The sequence below is a fragment of the Streptomyces sp. NPDC052773 genome (assembly GCF_044547145.1).
Lineage (GTDB): Bacteria > Actinomycetota > Actinomycetes > Streptomycetales > Streptomycetaceae > Streptomyces.
Genome location: NZ_JBITZX010000023.1, coordinates 56,739 through 72,349, shown reverse-complemented (window position 1 = coordinate 72,349; position 15,611 = coordinate 56,739). Strand labels below are relative to the sequence as shown.

14 protein-coding genes are annotated in these 15,611 nt (G+C 70.9%); 2 read left to right on the top strand and 12 right to left on the bottom strand.

Translation table 11 applies throughout. The features are described 5' to 3' along the window. Nucleotides 1-134: 134 nt before the first annotated feature. Nucleotides 135-1,397, bottom strand: coding sequence for a histidine--tRNA ligase (gene hisS, locus ACIG0D_RS33790; protein ID WP_399808821.1), 1,263 nt, complete (start codon nt 1,395-1,397; stop codon nt 135-137). Between the two features lie 13 nt (nt 1,398-1,410). Next, nucleotides 1,411-2,121 (bottom strand): MBL fold metallo-hydrolase, encoded by a 711-nt coding sequence (locus tag ACIG0D_RS33785; protein WP_399808818.1) that lies wholly within the window; start codon nt 2,119-2,121, stop codon nt 1,411-1,413. A gap of 170 nt (nt 2,122-2,291) precedes the next feature. On the opposite strand from ACIG0D_RS33785, the gene ACIG0D_RS33780 reads away from it, so the two are divergent. Beyond that, nucleotides 2,292-3,101 (top strand): peptidylprolyl isomerase, encoded by an 810-nt coding sequence (locus tag ACIG0D_RS33780; protein ID WP_399808816.1) that lies wholly within the window; start codon nt 2,292-2,294, stop codon nt 3,099-3,101. A gap of 134 nt (nt 3,102-3,235) precedes the next feature. Then, on the top strand, nt 3,236-4,465 hold the full coding sequence (locus tag ACIG0D_RS33775; RefSeq protein ID WP_399808813.1) for a DUF349 domain-containing protein: 1,230 nt from the start codon (nt 3,236-3,238) through the stop codon (nt 4,463-4,465). A 59-nt stretch (nt 4,466-4,524) separates the two neighbouring features. On the opposite strand, the gene ACIG0D_RS33770 is transcribed toward ACIG0D_RS33775, so the two are convergent. From ACIG0D_RS33770 to pdxT, 10 genes are all read right to left on the bottom strand, one after another. Continuing rightward, complete coding sequence (locus ACIG0D_RS33770; protein WP_399808810.1) at nt 4,525-7,110, bottom strand: RelA/SpoT family protein; 2,586 nt, start codon at nt 7,108-7,110, stop codon at nt 4,525-4,527. 193 nt (nt 7,111-7,303) lie between these two features. Then, nucleotides 7,304-7,843 (bottom strand): adenine phosphoribosyltransferase, encoded by a 540-nt coding sequence (locus tag ACIG0D_RS33765; protein ID WP_399808807.1) that lies wholly within the window; start codon nt 7,841-7,843, stop codon nt 7,304-7,306. Beyond that, a complete protein-coding gene (gene secF / locus ACIG0D_RS33760) occupies nt 7,840-8,955 on the bottom strand; it encodes a protein translocase subunit SecF (protein WP_399808804.1) in 1,116 nt (371 codons plus the stop codon). Before secF ends, ACIG0D_RS33765 begins: the two co-directional genes overlap by 4 nt. 1 nt (nt 8,956) lies before the next feature. Next, a complete protein-coding gene (secD, locus tag ACIG0D_RS33755; RefSeq protein ID WP_399808801.1) occupies nt 8,957-10,732 on the bottom strand; it encodes a protein translocase subunit SecD in 1,776 nt (591 codons plus the stop codon). A 132-nt stretch (nt 10,733-10,864) separates the two neighbouring features. Continuing rightward, complete coding sequence (gene yajC, locus ACIG0D_RS33750) at nt 10,865-11,341, bottom strand: preprotein translocase subunit YajC (protein WP_399808798.1); 477 nt, start codon at nt 11,339-11,341, stop codon at nt 10,865-10,867. A gap of 163 nt (nt 11,342-11,504) precedes the next feature. After that, complete coding sequence (gene ruvB, locus ACIG0D_RS33745) at nt 11,505-12,575, bottom strand: Holliday junction branch migration DNA helicase RuvB (protein WP_399808795.1); 1,071 nt, start codon at nt 12,573-12,575, stop codon at nt 11,505-11,507. Nucleotides 12,576-12,762: 187 nt separating this feature from the next. Next, the gene (ruvA, locus tag ACIG0D_RS33740) at nt 12,763-13,368 is read right to left on the bottom strand and encodes a Holliday junction branch migration protein RuvA (RefSeq protein WP_399808792.1); all 606 of its coding nucleotides are present in this window, start codon (nt 13,366-13,368) and stop codon (nt 12,763-12,765) included. Next, a complete protein-coding gene (gene ruvC / locus ACIG0D_RS33735) occupies nt 13,365-14,060 on the bottom strand; it encodes a crossover junction endodeoxyribonuclease RuvC (RefSeq protein ID WP_399808789.1) in 696 nt (231 codons plus the stop codon). The genes ruvA and ruvC overlap by 4 nt, the downstream gene beginning before the upstream one ends. Before the next feature lie 135 nt (nt 14,061-14,195). Beyond that, the gene (locus tag ACIG0D_RS33730) at nt 14,196-14,948 is read right to left on the bottom strand and encodes a YebC/PmpR family DNA-binding transcriptional regulator (RefSeq protein ID WP_165996732.1); all 753 of its coding nucleotides are present in this window, start codon (nt 14,946-14,948) and stop codon (nt 14,196-14,198) included. Nucleotides 14,949-14,996: 48 nt separating this feature from the next. Then, nucleotides 14,997-15,605, bottom strand: a complete 609-nt coding sequence (pdxT, locus tag ACIG0D_RS33725) for a pyridoxal 5'-phosphate synthase glutaminase subunit PdxT (RefSeq protein ID WP_399808785.1) — start codon at nt 15,603-15,605, stop codon at nt 14,997-14,999. Nucleotides 15,606-15,611: the final 6 nt, after the last annotated feature.

Sequence of the window (15,611 nt, the reverse complement as noted above, 5' to 3'; positions counted from 1 at the left end):
ACCCACGCTGCGCTCCCCAATCTACATCCGGCCGGGGCCCCACCCACGTCTCGGCCCGCCCCGGGGGGCCCCCCCCGGGGGGGGGGGCGCGCCCCCCCCCCCCCCCCCCCCCTCGGCACTCCGTCTGCCGATCGTCAGCCGAGCCGCGCTTCCAGCTCCGCCACGATCTCGTTGACGCCGACCGCGGTCTGCTCGCCGGACTCCATGTCCTTGAGCTGGACGACGCCCTCGGCGAGGTCGCGCTCGCCGGCCACGATCGTGTAGCGGGCGCCGCTGCGGTTGGCGTTCTTCATCGCGCCCTTGAGGCCCTTGCCGCCGTACGAGAAGTCCGCCGCGACGCCCGCCTTGCGCAGTTCGTTGACCTTGGCGAACAGGACCCGGCGGGCCTCCTCGCCGAGCGGCACCGCGAACACGCTGGTGGCGGCGGGCAGTTCCAGCTCGACGCCCTCCGCCTCCAGGGCGAGGACGGTGCGGTCGACGCCGAGGGCCCAGCCGACGGACGGCAGCGCGGGGCCGCCGATCATCTCGGACAGGCCGTCGTAGCGCCCGCCGCCGCCCACCGCGGACTGGGAGCCGAGACCGTCGTGGACGAACTCGAAAGTGGTCCGGGTGTAGTAGTCCAGGCCGCGGACCAGCTTCGGGTCGTCCTCGAAGGCGACGCCGGCGGCGGTGATCAGCTCGCGGACCTCCTCGTGGTACGACTTGCAGGCGTCGCACAGGTAGTCGCGCAGGAGCGGGGCGCCCGCCAGCTGCTTCTGGACCGACTCGCGCTTGTCGTCGAGGACGCGCAGCGGGTTGATCTCCGCGCGGCGCAGGGTGTCCTCGTCGAGGTCGAGGCCGCGCAGGAAGTCCTGGAGGGCGGCCCGGTAGACCGGACGGCACTCCTTGTCGCCGAGGCTGTTCAGCAGGATGCGGAAGTTCCTGAGGCCGAGCGAGCGGTACGCCTGGTCGGCGAGGATGATCAGCTCGGCGTCCAGCGCCGGGTCCTCCGCGCCGATCGCCTCGGCGCCGACCTGGGAGAAGTGCCGGTAGCGGCCCTTCTGGGGGCGCTCGTAGCGGTAGTACGAGCCGGAGTACCAGAGCTTGACCGGGAGGTTGCCCGCCTTGTGCAGGTTGGCCTCCAGGGCCGCGCGCAGCACGGACGCGGTGCCCTCGGGGCGCAGGGCCAGCTTGTCGCCGCCCTTGGTCTCGAAGGCGTACATCTCCTTGGTCACGATGTCGGTGGACTCGCCGACACCGCGCGCGAACAGCTCGACGTTCTCGAAGCCGGGCGTCTCGATGTAGCCGTAGCCGGAGTTGCGCAGCGGGGCGGCGATCGCCTCGCGGACCGCCAGGTACTTCGCGGAGTCCGGCGGGATCAGGTCGTAGGTGCCCTTGGGGGCCTTGAAGGTGCTCACGGGAGGTCTCTCGTCACATTCCTCGTCGGGGAGCGTCGACGTGCGCTCCCTGGCCGGCCGCCACCTGCCGCAGATACGGGTTGGTGGCGCGCTCGCGGCCGATGGTCGTCTGGGGGCCGTGGCCGGACAGCACCACGGTCGAGTCGTCGAGCGGCAGGCACACGCGGGCCAGCGAGTCGAGGATCTCGGCCATGTCACCGCCGGGCAGGTCGGTGCGTCCGATGGAGCCGGCGAACAGCAGGTCGCCCGAGAAGAGGATCGGCGGGATGTCCGCCGCCTCGGGCAGGCCGAAGGTCACCGACCCCTTGGTATGGCCGGGCGCGTGCGCGACGGTCAGCTCCAGGCCGGCCAGCTCCAGCTTCGCGCCGTCGGTGAGCGTCCTGACGTCGTCCGGCTCCCCCACGGTCAGGTCGCCCAGCAGCTGGGCGCCGATGGACCGGGCGAGGGCCTTCTCGGGGTCGCTCATCATGTACCGGTCCTCGGGGTGGATCCAGGCCGGTACGTCGTGCGCGCCGCACACCGGGACGACCGAGGCGACGTGGTCGAGGTGGCCGTGGGTGAGGACGACGGCGACGGGCTTGAGCCGATGCTTCTCGAGCGCCTCTTCGACTCCTGGGGCCGCCTCGTGGCCCGGGTCGATGATCACGCACTCCTCACCGGCGGCGGGGGCGACCAGGTAACAGTTGGTCCCCCAGGCCCCGGCGGGGAACCCGGCAATGAGCACGATCGTCCTTCGTTGTGTCGATACGGGCGGCTACGGCTTCCGTCAGAGCCTACCGGCGCTGCCGTTTCCTCAGCGAACCCATATACGGTACGGGGCACACGCAGGCGGTCGCTCACACAGACGCACGCGTACCACCCGTCGACGTACGAGACGTATGAGGAGTAAACCCGGTGGTCAGCCAGGAGCAGCGGCGGCGTCAGCTCGCCCGGGAGAAGTTCTTGCGGCAGCAGCAGCGGCGTACCGCCGCGCGGCGCAAGGCCCGCACGCGCAACGCGGTGATCGCATCGGCGCTCGGCGTCATCCTGGTCGGCAGCCTCGCGCTGTACACGACCGGGGCCCTGAAGGACGACGGCAAGGAGAACGCGGGCGCGGAGGTCACCCCGAGCGCCACCAGCACGCCGCCGGACCCGTGCGACAAGCCCGCCAAGGGCAAGGTCGAGTCGATGAGCTGGAAGAAGGAACCGGCGATGACCATCGACAAGTCGGCGAAGTACACGATGAGGCTCCAGACGACCTGCGGTGACATAGACGTCGCGATGAAGCCGTCGGCGGCCCCGCACACCGTGAACTCGTTCAATTTCCTCGCCGGGAAGGGCTACTTCGATCACACGAAGTGCCACCGCCTGACCACCAACGGCATCTACGTGCTCCAGTGCGGCGACCCGACGGCCAGCGGCAGCGGCGGTCCGGGGTACCAGATCAAGGACGAGAACCTGAAGGACAAGAGCCTGAAGGGCAACGTCTACCCGGCGGGCACGGTGGCGATGGCCAACTCCGGACCCAACACCAACGGCAGCCAGTTCTTCCTGGTCTACCAGGACAGTCAGCTGCCGCCGAACTACACCCCGTTCGGTACGGTTTCCGAGGCGGGTCTGAAGGTCCTGAAAAAGATCGCCGCCGCGGGCGAGAACACCGGTGCCGGTGACGGCGCCCCCAACGCGACGGTCGTGATCGACAAGGCGACCGTCACGAAATCCTGACCGCCATCTGCGAATTTCGGTCGCGCGGGATGCGGACAGGCAACCCGCTGGTCGCCTATGTTGGCCGTGACGAAACTGTGGACGATGCCCGGGGGAGCTGAGGCCCCCCGCAGGCATCATGTGGAGGAGGCGCTGTGAGCAGCGACCCGTGGGGCCGCGTCGACGAGACGGGGACCGTGTACGTGCGTACGGCCGACGGCGAGAAGGTCGTCGGTTCCTGGCAGGCCGGCTCCCCCGACGAGGCGCTGGCCTACTTCGAGCGCAAGTACGAGGGCCTGGTGGTCGAGATCGGCCTCCTCGAGAAGCGAGTGAAGACCACCGACCTGTCCGCGAAGGACGCCATGGCGGCCATCGACCATCTGCGCGAGCAGGTCGACGCGCACCACGCCGTGGGTGACCTGGACGCCCTGCGGGCCCGGCTGGACAAGCTGGTGCAGACCGTCGAGGCGCGCCGCGAGGAGCGCAAGGCGCAGCGCGCGAAGCAGGCCGACGAGGCCCGGCACGCCAAGGAGGCGTTGGTCGCCGAGGCGGAGGAGCTGGCCCAGTCCGACCAGTGGCGGGCGGCCGGCGAGCGGCTGCGGGCGCTGGTGGACACCTGGAAGGGACTGCCTCGGCTGGACCGCAAGTCGGACGACGAGCTGTGGCACCGCTTCTCGCACGCCCGGTCGGCGTTCTCCAAGCGTCGCAAGGCCCACTTCGCGCAGCTCGACGCGCAGCGCGAGGAGGCCCGCAAGACCAAGGAGCGGCTGGTCGCCGAGGCCGAGGCGCTGTCGAACTCCACCGACTGGGGTCCGACCGCCGCCCGCTACCGCGAGCTGATGGCGGAGTGGAAGGCGGCCGGCCGGGCGCAGCGCGAGCACGAGGACGACCTGTGGAACCGCTTCCGCGGCGCCCAGGACGTGTTCTTCGCCGCCCGCAGCTCGGTGTTCGCCGAGCGTGACGCCGAGCAGGCCGAGAACCTGAAGCTCAAGGAAGAGCTGGCCGAGGAGGCCGAGAAGCTGCTCCCGATCACCGATCTGAAGGCCGCGCGGGCCGCCTTCCGCTCGATCAACGAGCGCTGGGAGGCCATCGGCCACGTGCCGCGCGACGCCCGGCCGAAGGTCGAGGGGCGGATGCACGCGGTCGAGCGGGCGATCCAGGAGGCCGAGGAGGCCGAGTGGCGCCGGACCAACCCGGAGGCACGCGCGCGTGCCGAGGGTCTCACCGGCCAGCTCCAGGCCGCCGTGGACAAGCTGAGGGGCCAGATCGAGCAGGCGCGCGCCCAGGGCAACAACGCGAAGGCGGAGAAGCTGGAGCGGGAGCTGGAGGGCCGTCAGGCGCTGCTGGACCAGGCGCTGAAGGGTCTCCAGGAGTTCGGGGGCTGACGCCCGCGGTCGTACGAAAAGGGGCTCCCCGCGCGGGGAGCCCCTTTTCGTATGCCGCGTTACGTCCGGTTGCGCGCCGAGGTCACCCGGTACACGTCGTACACGCCCTCCACGCCCCGGACCGCCTTCAGCACATGGCCGAGATGCTTCGGGTCGCCCATCTCGAAGGTGAAGCGGGAGGTGGCGACGCGGTCGCGGGAGGTCTGGACGGCCGCGGAGAGGATGTTGACGTGCTGGTCGGACAGGACGCGGGTGACGTCCGACAGCAGCCGGGAGCGGTCCAGCGCCTCGACCTGGATGGCGACCAGGAACACCGAGGACTGGGTGGGCGCCCACTCCACGTCGAGCATCCGCTCCGGCTCGCGCGACAGCGACTCGACGTTCACACAGTCGCTGCGGTGCACGGAGACACCGCTGCCGCGCGTGACGAAGCCGATGATCGGGTCGCCGGGGACCGGCGTACAGCAGCGGGCCAGCTTGACCCACACGTCCTCGACGCCCTTGACGACCACGCCCGGGTCGGCGCTGGTTCGGCGTTTGCGGCCGCGTCCGCGCGACGGCGGCACGCTCTCGTCGATCTCCTCGGTGGCCGCCTCCTCGCCGCCGAAGGCCTGGACGAGCTTCTGCACCACGTTCTGCGCGGAGACATGGCCCTCGCCGATCGCCGCGTACAGCGCGGAGATGTCGGGGTAGCGCATCTCGTGCGCGAGGGTGACCAGGGAGTCGCCGGTGAGGATGCGCTGGATCGGCAGGTTCTGCTTGCGCATGGCGCGGACGATGGCGTCCTTGCCCTGCTCGATCGCCTCGTCGCGGCGCTCCTTGGAGAACCAGGCGCGGATCTTGTTGCGGGCGCGCGGCGACTTCACGAAGCCGAGCCAGTCGCGGGACGGGCCGGCGCCGGGCGCCTTGGAGGTGAAGACCTCCACCAGGTCGCCGTTGTCCAGGGTGGACTCCAGCGGGACCAGGCGCCCGTTGACCCGCGCCCCTATGGTGCGGTGGCCGACCTCGGTGTGGACGGCGTACGCGAAGTCCACGGGGGTGGCCCCCGCGGGGAGCGCTATGACGTCGCCCTTGGGGGTGAAGACGAAGACCTCGTTGCGGGACAGGTCGAAGCGCAGGGACTCCAGGAACTCGCTGGGGTCCTCGGTCTCCTTCTGCCAGTCCAGGAGCTGCCGCAGCCACGCCATGTCGTTGATGGCGTCCTTGTCCTTACCGGACGCCTTCGGCACGTCGGTGCGGACCTTGGAGGCGCCGGCCACGGCGTCCTGCTTGTACTTCCAGTGCGCGGCGATGCCGTACTCGGCGCGGCGGTGCATGTCGAACGTGCGGATCTGCAACTCGACGGGCTTGCCGTTGGGGCCGATGACCGTCGTGTGCAGCGACTGGTACATGTTGAACTTCGGCATCGCGATGTAGTCCTTGAACCGGCCGGGGACCGGGTTCCATCGCGCGTGCACCGTGCCGAGGGCCGCGTAGCAGTCGCGGACGGTGTCCACGAGGACGCGGATGCCCACCAGGTCGTAGATCTCCGCGAAGTCACGGCCGCGGACGATCATCTTCTGGTAGACGCTGTAGTAGTGCTTGGGGCGGCCGGTGACCGTCGCCTTGATGCGGGCGGCGCGCAGGTCCTGCTGGACCTCGTCGGTCACTATGGCCAGGTACTCGTCCCGCTTGGGGGCGCGCTCGGCGACCAGGCGGACGATCTCGTCGTACATCTTGGGGTAGAGGATCGCGAAGGCGAGGTCCTCCAGCTCCCACTTGATGGTGTTCATGCCCAGGCGGTGGGCGAGCGGCGCGTAGATCTCCAGGGTCTCGCGCGCCTTCTTCTCCTGCTTCTCGCGCTTGAGGTAGCGCATGGTGCGCATGTTGTGCAGGCGGTCGGCGAGCTTGATGACCAGGACGCGCGGGTCCTTGGCCATGGCGACGACCATCTTGCGCACGGTCTCGGCCTGGGCGGCCTCGCCGAACTTGACCTTGTCCAGCTTGGTGACGCCGTCGACGAGCAGGGCGACCACGTCGCCGAAGTCGCGGCGCAGGTCCTCCAGGCCGTACTCGGTGTCCTCGACGGTGTCGTGCAGCAGGCCCGCCATCAGGGTGGCCGGATCCATGCCCAACTCGGCGAGGATGGTGGTGACGGCGAGGGGGTGCGTGATGTACGGGTCGCCGCTCTTGCGCTTCTGGCCGCGGTGCCAGCGCTCGGCGACCTGGTAGGCGCGCTCGATCTGGCGGAGCGTCGACGTCTCGATCTTGGGGTCGTTGCTCCGGACTATCCGCAGCAGCGGCTCCAGCACCGGGTTGTACGGGTTGGCGCGCTGCACGCCGAGCCGGGCCAGCCGGGCGCGGACGCGGTTCGAGGAGCCGGAGCGCGCGGGCTGGGGCGGTGTGGCGGGGCGGATCGGGGGCGTGGGGGCGACGGGGGTCCCCCCTTGACCGGAGCTTGCGGAAGGCCTCTGGGAGCGCTCGGGAGGGGCCGGCTTGGGGCGGGCCTGCTGCTCGGCGGGCTTGGCGACGGGCGCGGACCGGCCGTTCTGGCCGTGCTCGGCCGTCCCGCGGGTGTCGTTCTTCGCGTGCGGCGCGGGCGTGGCCGCGGAGTCCGAGGCGCGCTCGGGCTTGGCGGCGGTCAGGTGCTGGGCCTCGTCTGGCAAGAGGGCTCCTCGTGCGCGATCCGGGTCCCCCGGTCAGGCTCCGGAAACCCCATGGTAGCGAGCCTGGGCCTGAGGATCGCCTTCAGGCCGATGTGAAGGCGGTCCACTGTGGAAACACATGAGGCGGGCGCCGGATTCCTCCGGGCCCGCCTCAGCGGTGTCATACGGCCGCGACCGCGGCCTCGCGGGGTGCTCAGACGACGAGCAGCGCCTCCAGCGGGGCGCCGTCGAGGGCTGGTGCCAGGCGGCTGCGGCCGTCGAGGAAGGCCAGCTCCATGAGCACCGCGACACCGGCGACGCGGGCGCCGGCGCGGCGGATCAGCTGGAGGGAGGCCTCGGCGGTGCCGCCGGTGGCCAGGACGTCGTCGATGACCAGGACGCGGTCCTCGGCGGTCAGGTCCTCGGCGTGCACCTCGATCTCCGCCGAGCCGTACTCCAGGTCGTAGGCCTGGCGCAGGGTGGCTCCGGGGAGCTTGCCGGCCTTGCGGACCGGGATGAAGCCGACGCCCGCGCGGACGGCGACCGGGGCGCCGAGGATGAAGCCGCGGGCCTCCAGGCCGACGACCTTCGTGGCGCCGGTGCGCTCCACGATTTCGGCCAGCGCGTCGGTGAGCGCGGTGAAGGCCGCCGGGTCCGCCAGGAGCGGGGTGATGTCCTTGAACATCACGCCCGGCTCCGGGTAGTCCGCGACGTCGCGGATGCGGCTGAGCAGCAGCTCCTTGATGTCGGTCATCGGCGCTTCCCGGACGGCCGGCCGCGGCGGGTGCGGGACCCGGACTGGTCGCGCGGGCCGACGACCGCGGGGGCCACGTCCTCGTCGGCGTACACCTCGTCGTCGGTCCGGTCGGTCTGCGGCTCGCCCTGCTCACCGCCCTGCGCCCGCTTGGCCAGGACGCGCTTCTTCAGCGCCTTCATCTGCGGCTCGCGCTCCTTGAGGTCGGCGACGAGCGGCGTGGCGATGAAGATCGAGGAGTACGCGCCGGCGGCGAGGCCGACGAACAGCGACAGCGAGATGTCGTTGAGCATGCCGGCGCCGAGGACACCGCCGCCGATGAACAGCAGGCCCGCGACCGGCAGCAGCGCGACCACCGTGGTGTTGATCGAGCGGACCAGGGTGCTGTTGATCGACCGGTTGGCGATGTCGCTGTAGGTCCAGCGGGTCTGCTTGGTGATGTCCTTCGTCTGCTCCTTGAGGCTGTCGAAGACGACGACCGTGTCGTAGAGCGAGTAACCGAGGATGGTCAGCAGACCGATCACCGTGCCCGGTGTGACCTCGAAGCCGACGAGGGCGTAGATGCCGACCGTGATGGTGATGTCGTGGATCAGGGCGACGAACGCCGCGACCGCCATGCGCCATTCGAAGGCGATCGCCAGGTAGATCACCACGAGGATCAGGAAGATGCCGAGGCCCTGCCAGGCCTTGTTCGCGATCTGGTCACCCCAGCTGGGGCCGACCAGCTCGGCGTTGATCGTCTCGGCGTCGACCTTCATGTCCTCGGCCAGCCGGTCCTTGATCTGGTCGGACCGCTCGGTGTCGATGCCCGCGACCTGGATGCGCAGGGCGCCGTCGTCGCTGTTGCCGAGCTTCTGGACGATGGCGTCGTGGCCGGAGGCCTCTTCCGCGTACTCCTCGGCCTGGGAGACCGAGACGGGGGTCTTGCCGGTGGTGAAGACGGCACCGCCCTGGAACTCGATGCCCATGTTGAGGCCGCGCACCGCCAGGCCGACGATGGCCGTGATGGTGATCAGTATCGAGATGCCGTACCAGAGCTTGCGGTTCTTGACGAAGTCGTAGCCGACCTCGCCACGGTGCAGTCGGGCGCCGAGGTTGCCGAGCTTCGACATCTCAGGCCTCCTTCGTTTCGACGGGGCCGGCGGCCGGACGGCGGGTGCGGCGCAGCGGCGGCCGGGCACCCAGGCGCTTCGGGTCGAGGCCGGACCAGGTGTGGCCGTCCGCGAAGAACTTGCGGCGGGCGAGCAGCGTCAGCAGCGGCTTGGTGAAGAAGAACACGACCACGACGTCGAGGACGGTGGTCAGGCCGAGCGTGAAGGCGAAGCCCTGGACCTTGCCGACGGTGACGATGAACAGCACCGCCGCGGCGAGGAAGGACACGAAGTCGGAGACCAGGATGGTGCGCCGGGCGCGCGGCCAGGCCCGCTCGACGGCGGGGCGCAGGGAGCGGCCCTCGCGGATCTCGTCCCGGACCCGTTCGAAGTAGACGATGAACGAGTCCGCCGTGATGCCGATGGCGACGATGGCGCCGCAGACGGCCGGCAGGTTCAGCGCGAAGCCGATGGCCGGGCCGAGCAGCGACATGATCACGTAGGTGAGGGCGGCGGAGATCAGCAGCGAGGCGATCGCGACGAGCGACAGGCCCCGGTAGTAGACCACCAGGTAGAGCACGACCAGGGCGAGGCCGATGGCGCCCGCGATCAGACCGGCCTCCAGCTGCTCGCCACCGAGCGCCGCGGTGACCGTGGTGACGCTGTCCTCCTTGAAGGTCAGCGGGAGGGCGCCGTACGACAGCATGTTGGCGAGGCCCTGGGCCTCCTGCTGGGTGAAGCTGCCGGAGATCTCGGCGTTGCCGCCGGTGATCGCCTGGCTGACGAACGGGCTGGAGACGACCTGGCCGTCCAGGACGATGCCGAACTGGTTCTGCGGCGAGGGGTTCTGCGCCAGCTTGCCGGTGATGTCGGCGAACTTCTTGTCGCCCTCGCCGGTGAAGTCCATCTGGACCTTCCAGCCGGCGCCGCTCTGGGTGTCGTAGACGGCCTGGGCCTTCTTGACCTCGGTGCCGTCGACGGCGGCCGGGCCGAGCAGGTACTTGTACCAGACGCCCTGGATCTCGCCGCAGCCGACGGTGGTGTCCTCGGGCTTGGAGCCGTCGCCGGCCTTGTTGCGCGCGCTCTCCTTGGAGCAGTCGAGCGCGGCGTAGGCGGCCTGGGCGTCGCCGTCGGCGCCGGCGCCGCTCGCGGACGGCGAGGTGGCCGAGGGGGACCCGCTCGCCGACGGGGAACCGGAGGCGCTGCCGGACGGCGTGGGGTCGGCCTTCAGGGCGTCCGTGACGGCGCGGCCCTGGGTGGTGGCGGAGGCCGACGGGGTCGTCGCGCCCGCGGAGGCGGACGCGGACGGGCTCGCCTTGTCGGTGGCCTTCCCCGACGCGCTGGGAGAGGCGCTCGGGGATCCGCTGGGCGAGGGGGTGGCGGCGCCGCCCGTGGGCTCGGTGGCCAGGACGGGCCGGAAGTACAGCTTGGCGGTGGTGCCGACCTGATCCCGGGCCTGCTTGGAGTTCGTGCCCTTGGGAATGTTCACGATGATGTTGCGATCACCCTGCGTCTGGACTTCCGACTCCGAGACGCCAAGACCGTTGACGCGGCGCTCCATGATGGAGACCGCGGTGTCCATGTTGGTCTTGTTGATCGCTGCCTCGTTGCCGTCCTCCGGGACGGCGCGGAGCGTGATGCTCGTGCCGCCGGCCAGGTCGATGCCGAGCCGCGGAGTGGTGTGACCGGAGGCGAACATGCCGCCGGTGAGCGCCACGATGGCGATCAGGATCAGGGCCAGCGAGCGCCCCGGCTTGCTCTGGGCGCTCGCGTTCCGGCCCCTTTTAGGTGCTGCCACCTTCTCGTACTCCCTCTCGGGCCGCCTCGCGCCCGGTGGGCGGGCCGGCGGCCATGACATGGTGTCGGGATCCCGCGCGGGATGCGGCTGTCCCGGGGAACGCGAGTCCCGCTCGCGCGCCCCGGGACATCGCTACTTCGCGTCGGTGTCGCCGTCGGTCTTCTTCGGCGCCGCGTCCGCGGTGTCGTCGGAGGGCTCCGCGTCCTTCTTGCCGAGGTCGACGGACTTGTCGTCGGAGGCGGCGGCAGCGTCGGAGTCGCCGTCGGTCTCGGTGAGGGCGGAGGCGTCGTCCGGGACGACGTCCGAGTCGGACTTCAGGTCGTGCTCGATGCCGTGGACGATGCGGTTGTACTCGTCGTCCGGCAGGACGGCACCGATCGCGTTCTTGGCGAAGAGCAGGTCGACGCCCGGCCCGGCGTCGAGGAGGACCGTGTCCTCGTTGACCTCCTTGACCGTGGCGTACATGCCCCCGATCGTGCGGACGCCGGAACCGGGCTGCATCTGGTTCCGCATCTCGATGGCCTGCTGCTGCTTCTTCTTGGCCGACCGCGTCATCAGGATCATGGCCCCGATGAGCACGATGAACGGGAGGAGGGTCACGAGACTCACGGGTCGGTACTTCCTTCACACGACCGCGATGGTGAGCGGCCTGATGGTTGGGGGTGTGTGCGCCGCCGACTTAGGCGGCATCGGCGGAGTCTAAGCGAGTCCGCGCGCAGGGAACAACGCTCAGCATGACACCGGAGTTCCTGCTCCGGTGAATCCCTCGCCGTCACGTCCCGAACAGGTCCTGTTGTCCGTTTCCCGGGGCCTGCGGGCCGGGCGGGGTGAGGCCGAGATGCGCCCATGCGGCCGGGGTGGCGACCCGCCCGCGGGGGGTGCGGGCCAGCAGGCCCTCGCGGACCAGGAAGGGCTCGGCGACCTCCTCGACGGTCTCCCGCTCCTCCCCCACCGCGACGGCGAGCGTGGACAGGCCGACCGGTCCCCCGCCGAACAGCTTGAGCAGGGCCTCCAGGACGGCCCGGTCCAGGCGGTCGAGGCCGCGCGCGTCGACCTCGTAGACCGCGAGGGCCGCCGCGGCGATCTCCCGGGTGATGACGCCGTCGGCCTTGACCTGCGCGTAGTCGCGCACCCGGCGCAGCAGGCGGTTGGCGATCCGGGGCGTGCCGCGGGAGCGGCCGGCGATCTCGGCGGCGCCGTCGGGGTCGATCTCGACGTCGAGCAGGCTCGCGGAGCGGTGGACGACGCGCTGCAGCTCGGCGGGTTCGTAGAACTCCATGTGCGCGGTGAAGCCGAAGCGGTCGCGCAGCGGGGGCGGCAGCAGGCCGGCCCGGGTGGTGGCGCCGACCAGGGTGAACGGGGGCAGTTCGAGGGGGATGGCGGTGGCGCCGGGGCCCTTGCCGACGATGACGTCGACGCGGAAGTCCTCCATCGCCATGTAGAGCATCTCCTCGGCGGGGCGGGACATGCGGTGGATCTCGTCGAGGAACAGCACCTCGCCCTCCTGGAGGGAGGAGAGGATCGCCGCGAGGTCGCCGGCGTGCTGGATGGCGGGGCCGGAGGTGATGCGGATGGGGGCGCCCATCTCCGCCGCGATGATCATCGAGAGGGTGGTCTTGCCGAGGCCCGGGGCGCCGGAGAGCAGCACGTGGTCGGCGGTGGCGCCGCGCGCGCGGGCGGCGCGCAGCACGAGGTCCAGCTGCTCGCGGACCTTCTCCTGGCCGATGAACTCGCCCAGGTCCTTGGGGCGCAGGGCGGCTTCGACGGCCTGGTCCTCGCGGTCGGCGGACGCACCGACGAGCCGCTCGGCGGCGGAGGTGTCGGTCGTGTCGTCCCAGTTCATGGAGTGTGCCTCGGGGGTCGCGGTCGGATGGGGCGTACGCGGGTGCGGGTGCCGCGCGCGGGGGTGGTTTCCGGCCGAATCGTGGCCGGGGCGCGTGGAGCGGCGGGCGGCGCGGGGGCGCGGAAGGGGGAGCGGGCGCGGAGCCGGGGCGCGCGTCGCGCCGGGCGGCGGGCCCCGCGCGGGCCGGTCAGCGGGCTCTGTTGAGGGTCTGGAGCGCCGCCTTCAGCAGCTGGCCCACCTGGGGGGTGCCCTCGGCGGCCTCGGCCTGGGGGGCCACGGCGGCGACGGCCTCGTCGGCCTCCCGGGTCGCGTAGCCCAGGCCGATGAGGGCGGCGTGCAGCTGGTCGCGCCAGCCCTGGCTCACCGGGGCGCCGACGGCGGGCGCGCCGAGGGGTTCGCCGAGGCGGTCCTTCAGTTCCAGCAGCAGCTTCTGGGCGCCCTTCTTGCCGATGCCGGGGACGGCGGTGAGCGCCTTCTCGTCGCCGGTGGAGACCGCGCGGCGCAGGGCGTCGGGGCTGTGCACGGCGAGCATGGCCTGGGCGAGGCGGGGGCCGACGCCGCTCGCGGTCTGGAGCAGCTCGAAGACCTGGCGTTCGTCGTCGTCCGCGAAGCCGTACAGCGTGAGGGAGTCCTCGCGGACGACCAGGGAGGTGGCGAGCTTGGCGGGCTGCCCCACGCGGAGCGTGGACAGGGTGTTCGGCGTGCACTGGACGGCCATGCCGACACCGCCGACCTCGACCACCGCGGTGTCCGGGGCGAGGGCGGCGACCGTGCCGCTGACGAAGGCGATCATGTCGTACGGCCTTTCGTTGCTTGCGTTGCTTGTGCTGCTGGTGATGCCTGGGCTGCTCGTGACGCCGGTGCTGCTGGTGATGCGTGCTCGGCTCGTGACGCCGGTGCTGCTCGTGTCACTTGTGCTGCTGGTGTCGCTTGTGCCGCTCTTGCCGCCGCGTGCTGGGCGACCGCCTGCTGGAGGCGGTTCTGGGCCACGGCCTGCTGGAGTCTGTTCTGCGCGGGGGCGCGCCAGATGTGGCAGATGGCGAGCGCGAGGGCGTCGGCCGCGTCGGCGGGCTTGGGGGGCGCGGCCAGCCGCAGCAGGCGGGTGACCATGGCGCCGACCTGGGCCTTGTCCGCGCGGCCGGAGCCGGTGACGGCGGCCTTGACCTCACTGGGCGTGTGCAGGGCGACGGGGATGCCGCGGCGGGCGGCGCACAGCATGGCGACGGCGCTGGCCTGGGCGGTGCCCATCACCGTACGCACGTTGTGCTGGCTGAAGACGCGCTCCACCGCCACGAACTCCGGGCGGTGTTCGTCGAGCCACCGCTCGATGCCCTGCTCCACCGCGACGAGGCGGTCGCCCAGCTCAGCGTCGACCGGTGTGCGCACCACACCGACGCCGAGCATGGTGAGCGGCCGGCCGGGCACGCCCTCCACGACTCCCACACCGCACCGGGTCAGCCCCGGGTCCACCCCCAGTACGCGCACCCGCCCCTCCTTCGTTCACCTGTTTGTGCAGGCTATCGGGTGCCACTGACAACGCCGCGCAAAGCGACGGGCCGACGGGGTGTGTCCCGTCGGCCCGTGCGGCATGTCCGGCTCGCTGCGCTGCCCGGCGCGGCGTCAGGCGCCGACCTTCTCCATGATCTCGTCGCTGACGTCGAAGTTGGCGAAGACGTTCTGGACGTCGTCGCTGTCCTCGAGCGCGTCGATCAGCTTGAAGATCTTCTTGGCGCCCTCCTCGTCCAGCTCGACCTGCATGGTCGGGACGAAGTTGGCGTCGGCGGACTCGTAGTCGATACCGGCGTCCTGGAGGGCGGTGCGGACCGCGACCAGGTCGGACGGCTCGCTGATGACCTCGAAGGTCTCGCCGAGGTCGTTGACCTCCTCGGCACCGGCGTCCAGGACGGCGGCGAGGACGTCGTCCTCGGTCAGCTCACCCTTGGGGACGATGATGACGCCCTTGCGGTTGAACAGGTACGACACCGAGCCCGGGTCGGCCATGGAGCCGCCGTTGCGGGTCATGGCGACGCGGACCTCGGAGGCGGCACGGTTGCGGTTGTCGGTCAGACACTCGATGAGCACCGCGACACCGTTCGGGCCGTAGCCCTCGTACATGATCGTCTCGTAGTCGGCGCCACCGGCCTCGAGACCGGCGCCGCGCTTGACCGCGGAGTCGATGTTCTTGTTCGGGACCGAGCTCTTCTTCGCCTTCTGGATGGCGTCGTACAGCGTCGGGTTGCCGTCCGGGTCGGCGCCACCCATGCGGGCCGCGACCTCGATGTTCTTGATCAGCTTCGCGAAGAGCTTGCCGCGCTTGGCGTCGATCACGGCCTTCTTGTGCTTCGTCGTGGCCCATTTAGAGTGGCCGGACATCTGCCTGTCTCCTTCGCGTAACCCATCCAGATACGAACGCCAGGAATCCTACAAGGAAGCCGCTTCCCGGTTCGCGCGCACCATGTCGACGAACAGGGAGTGCACGCGGTGGTCGCCGGTCAGTTCCGGGTGGAACGACGTGGCCAGCGCGTTGCCCTGGCGTACGGCGACGATGTGGCCGTCGTACTCGGCCAGCACCTCGGCCCGAGCGCCGACGGACTCCACCCAGGGGGCGCGGATGAAGACGCCCTCCACGGGGTCGCCCTCGACGCCCTTGACGTCGACGGACGCCTCGAAGGACTCGTTCTGGCGTCCGAAGGCGTTGCGGCGGACGATCATGTCGATGCCGCCGATGGTCTCCTGGCCCGAGCGCGGGTCGAGGATCTTGTCGGCGAGCATGATCAGGCCCGCGCAGGTGCCGTAGACCGGCATGCCGTCCCGCACGCGCGCGCGGAGGGGCTCCATCACGCCGAAGAGGATGGCCAGCTTGGAGATGGTGGTGGACTCGCCGCCGGGCAGGACGAGGCCGTCCACCTCGGCGAGTTCCTCGGGGCGCCTCACCGGCCTGGCCACGGCGTCGGCCGCGGCCAGGGCGATCAGGTGCTCCCGTACGTCGCCCTGGAGGGCCAGGACGCCGATGACGGGTGCGTCAGTCATGTACGT

Bases quoted from the DNA above. Each gene is read 5' to 3' on its own strand.
- ACIG0D_RS33765 (WP_399808807.1), bottom strand. From the start codon at position 7,843: ATGACCGACATCAAGGAGCTGCTGCTCAGCCGCATCCGCGACGTCGCG.
- secF (WP_399808804.1), bottom strand. From the start codon at position 8,955: ATGTCGAAGCTCGGCAACCTCGGCGCCCGACTGCACCGTGGCGAGGTC.
- ruvB (WP_399808795.1), bottom strand. From the start codon at position 12,575: ATGAACTGGGACGACACGACCGACACCTCCGCCGCCGAGCGGCTCGTC.
- ruvA (WP_399808792.1), bottom strand. From the start codon at position 13,368: ATGATCGCCTTCGTCAGCGGCACGGTCGCCGCCCTCGCCCCGGACACC.
- ACIG0D_RS33730 (WP_165996732.1), bottom strand. From the start codon at position 14,948: ATGTCCGGCCACTCTAAATGGGCCACGACGAAGCACAAGAAGGCCGTG.
- pdxT (WP_399808785.1), bottom strand. From the start codon at position 15,605: ATGACTGACGCACCCGTCATCGGCGTCCTGGCCCTCCAGGGCGACGTA.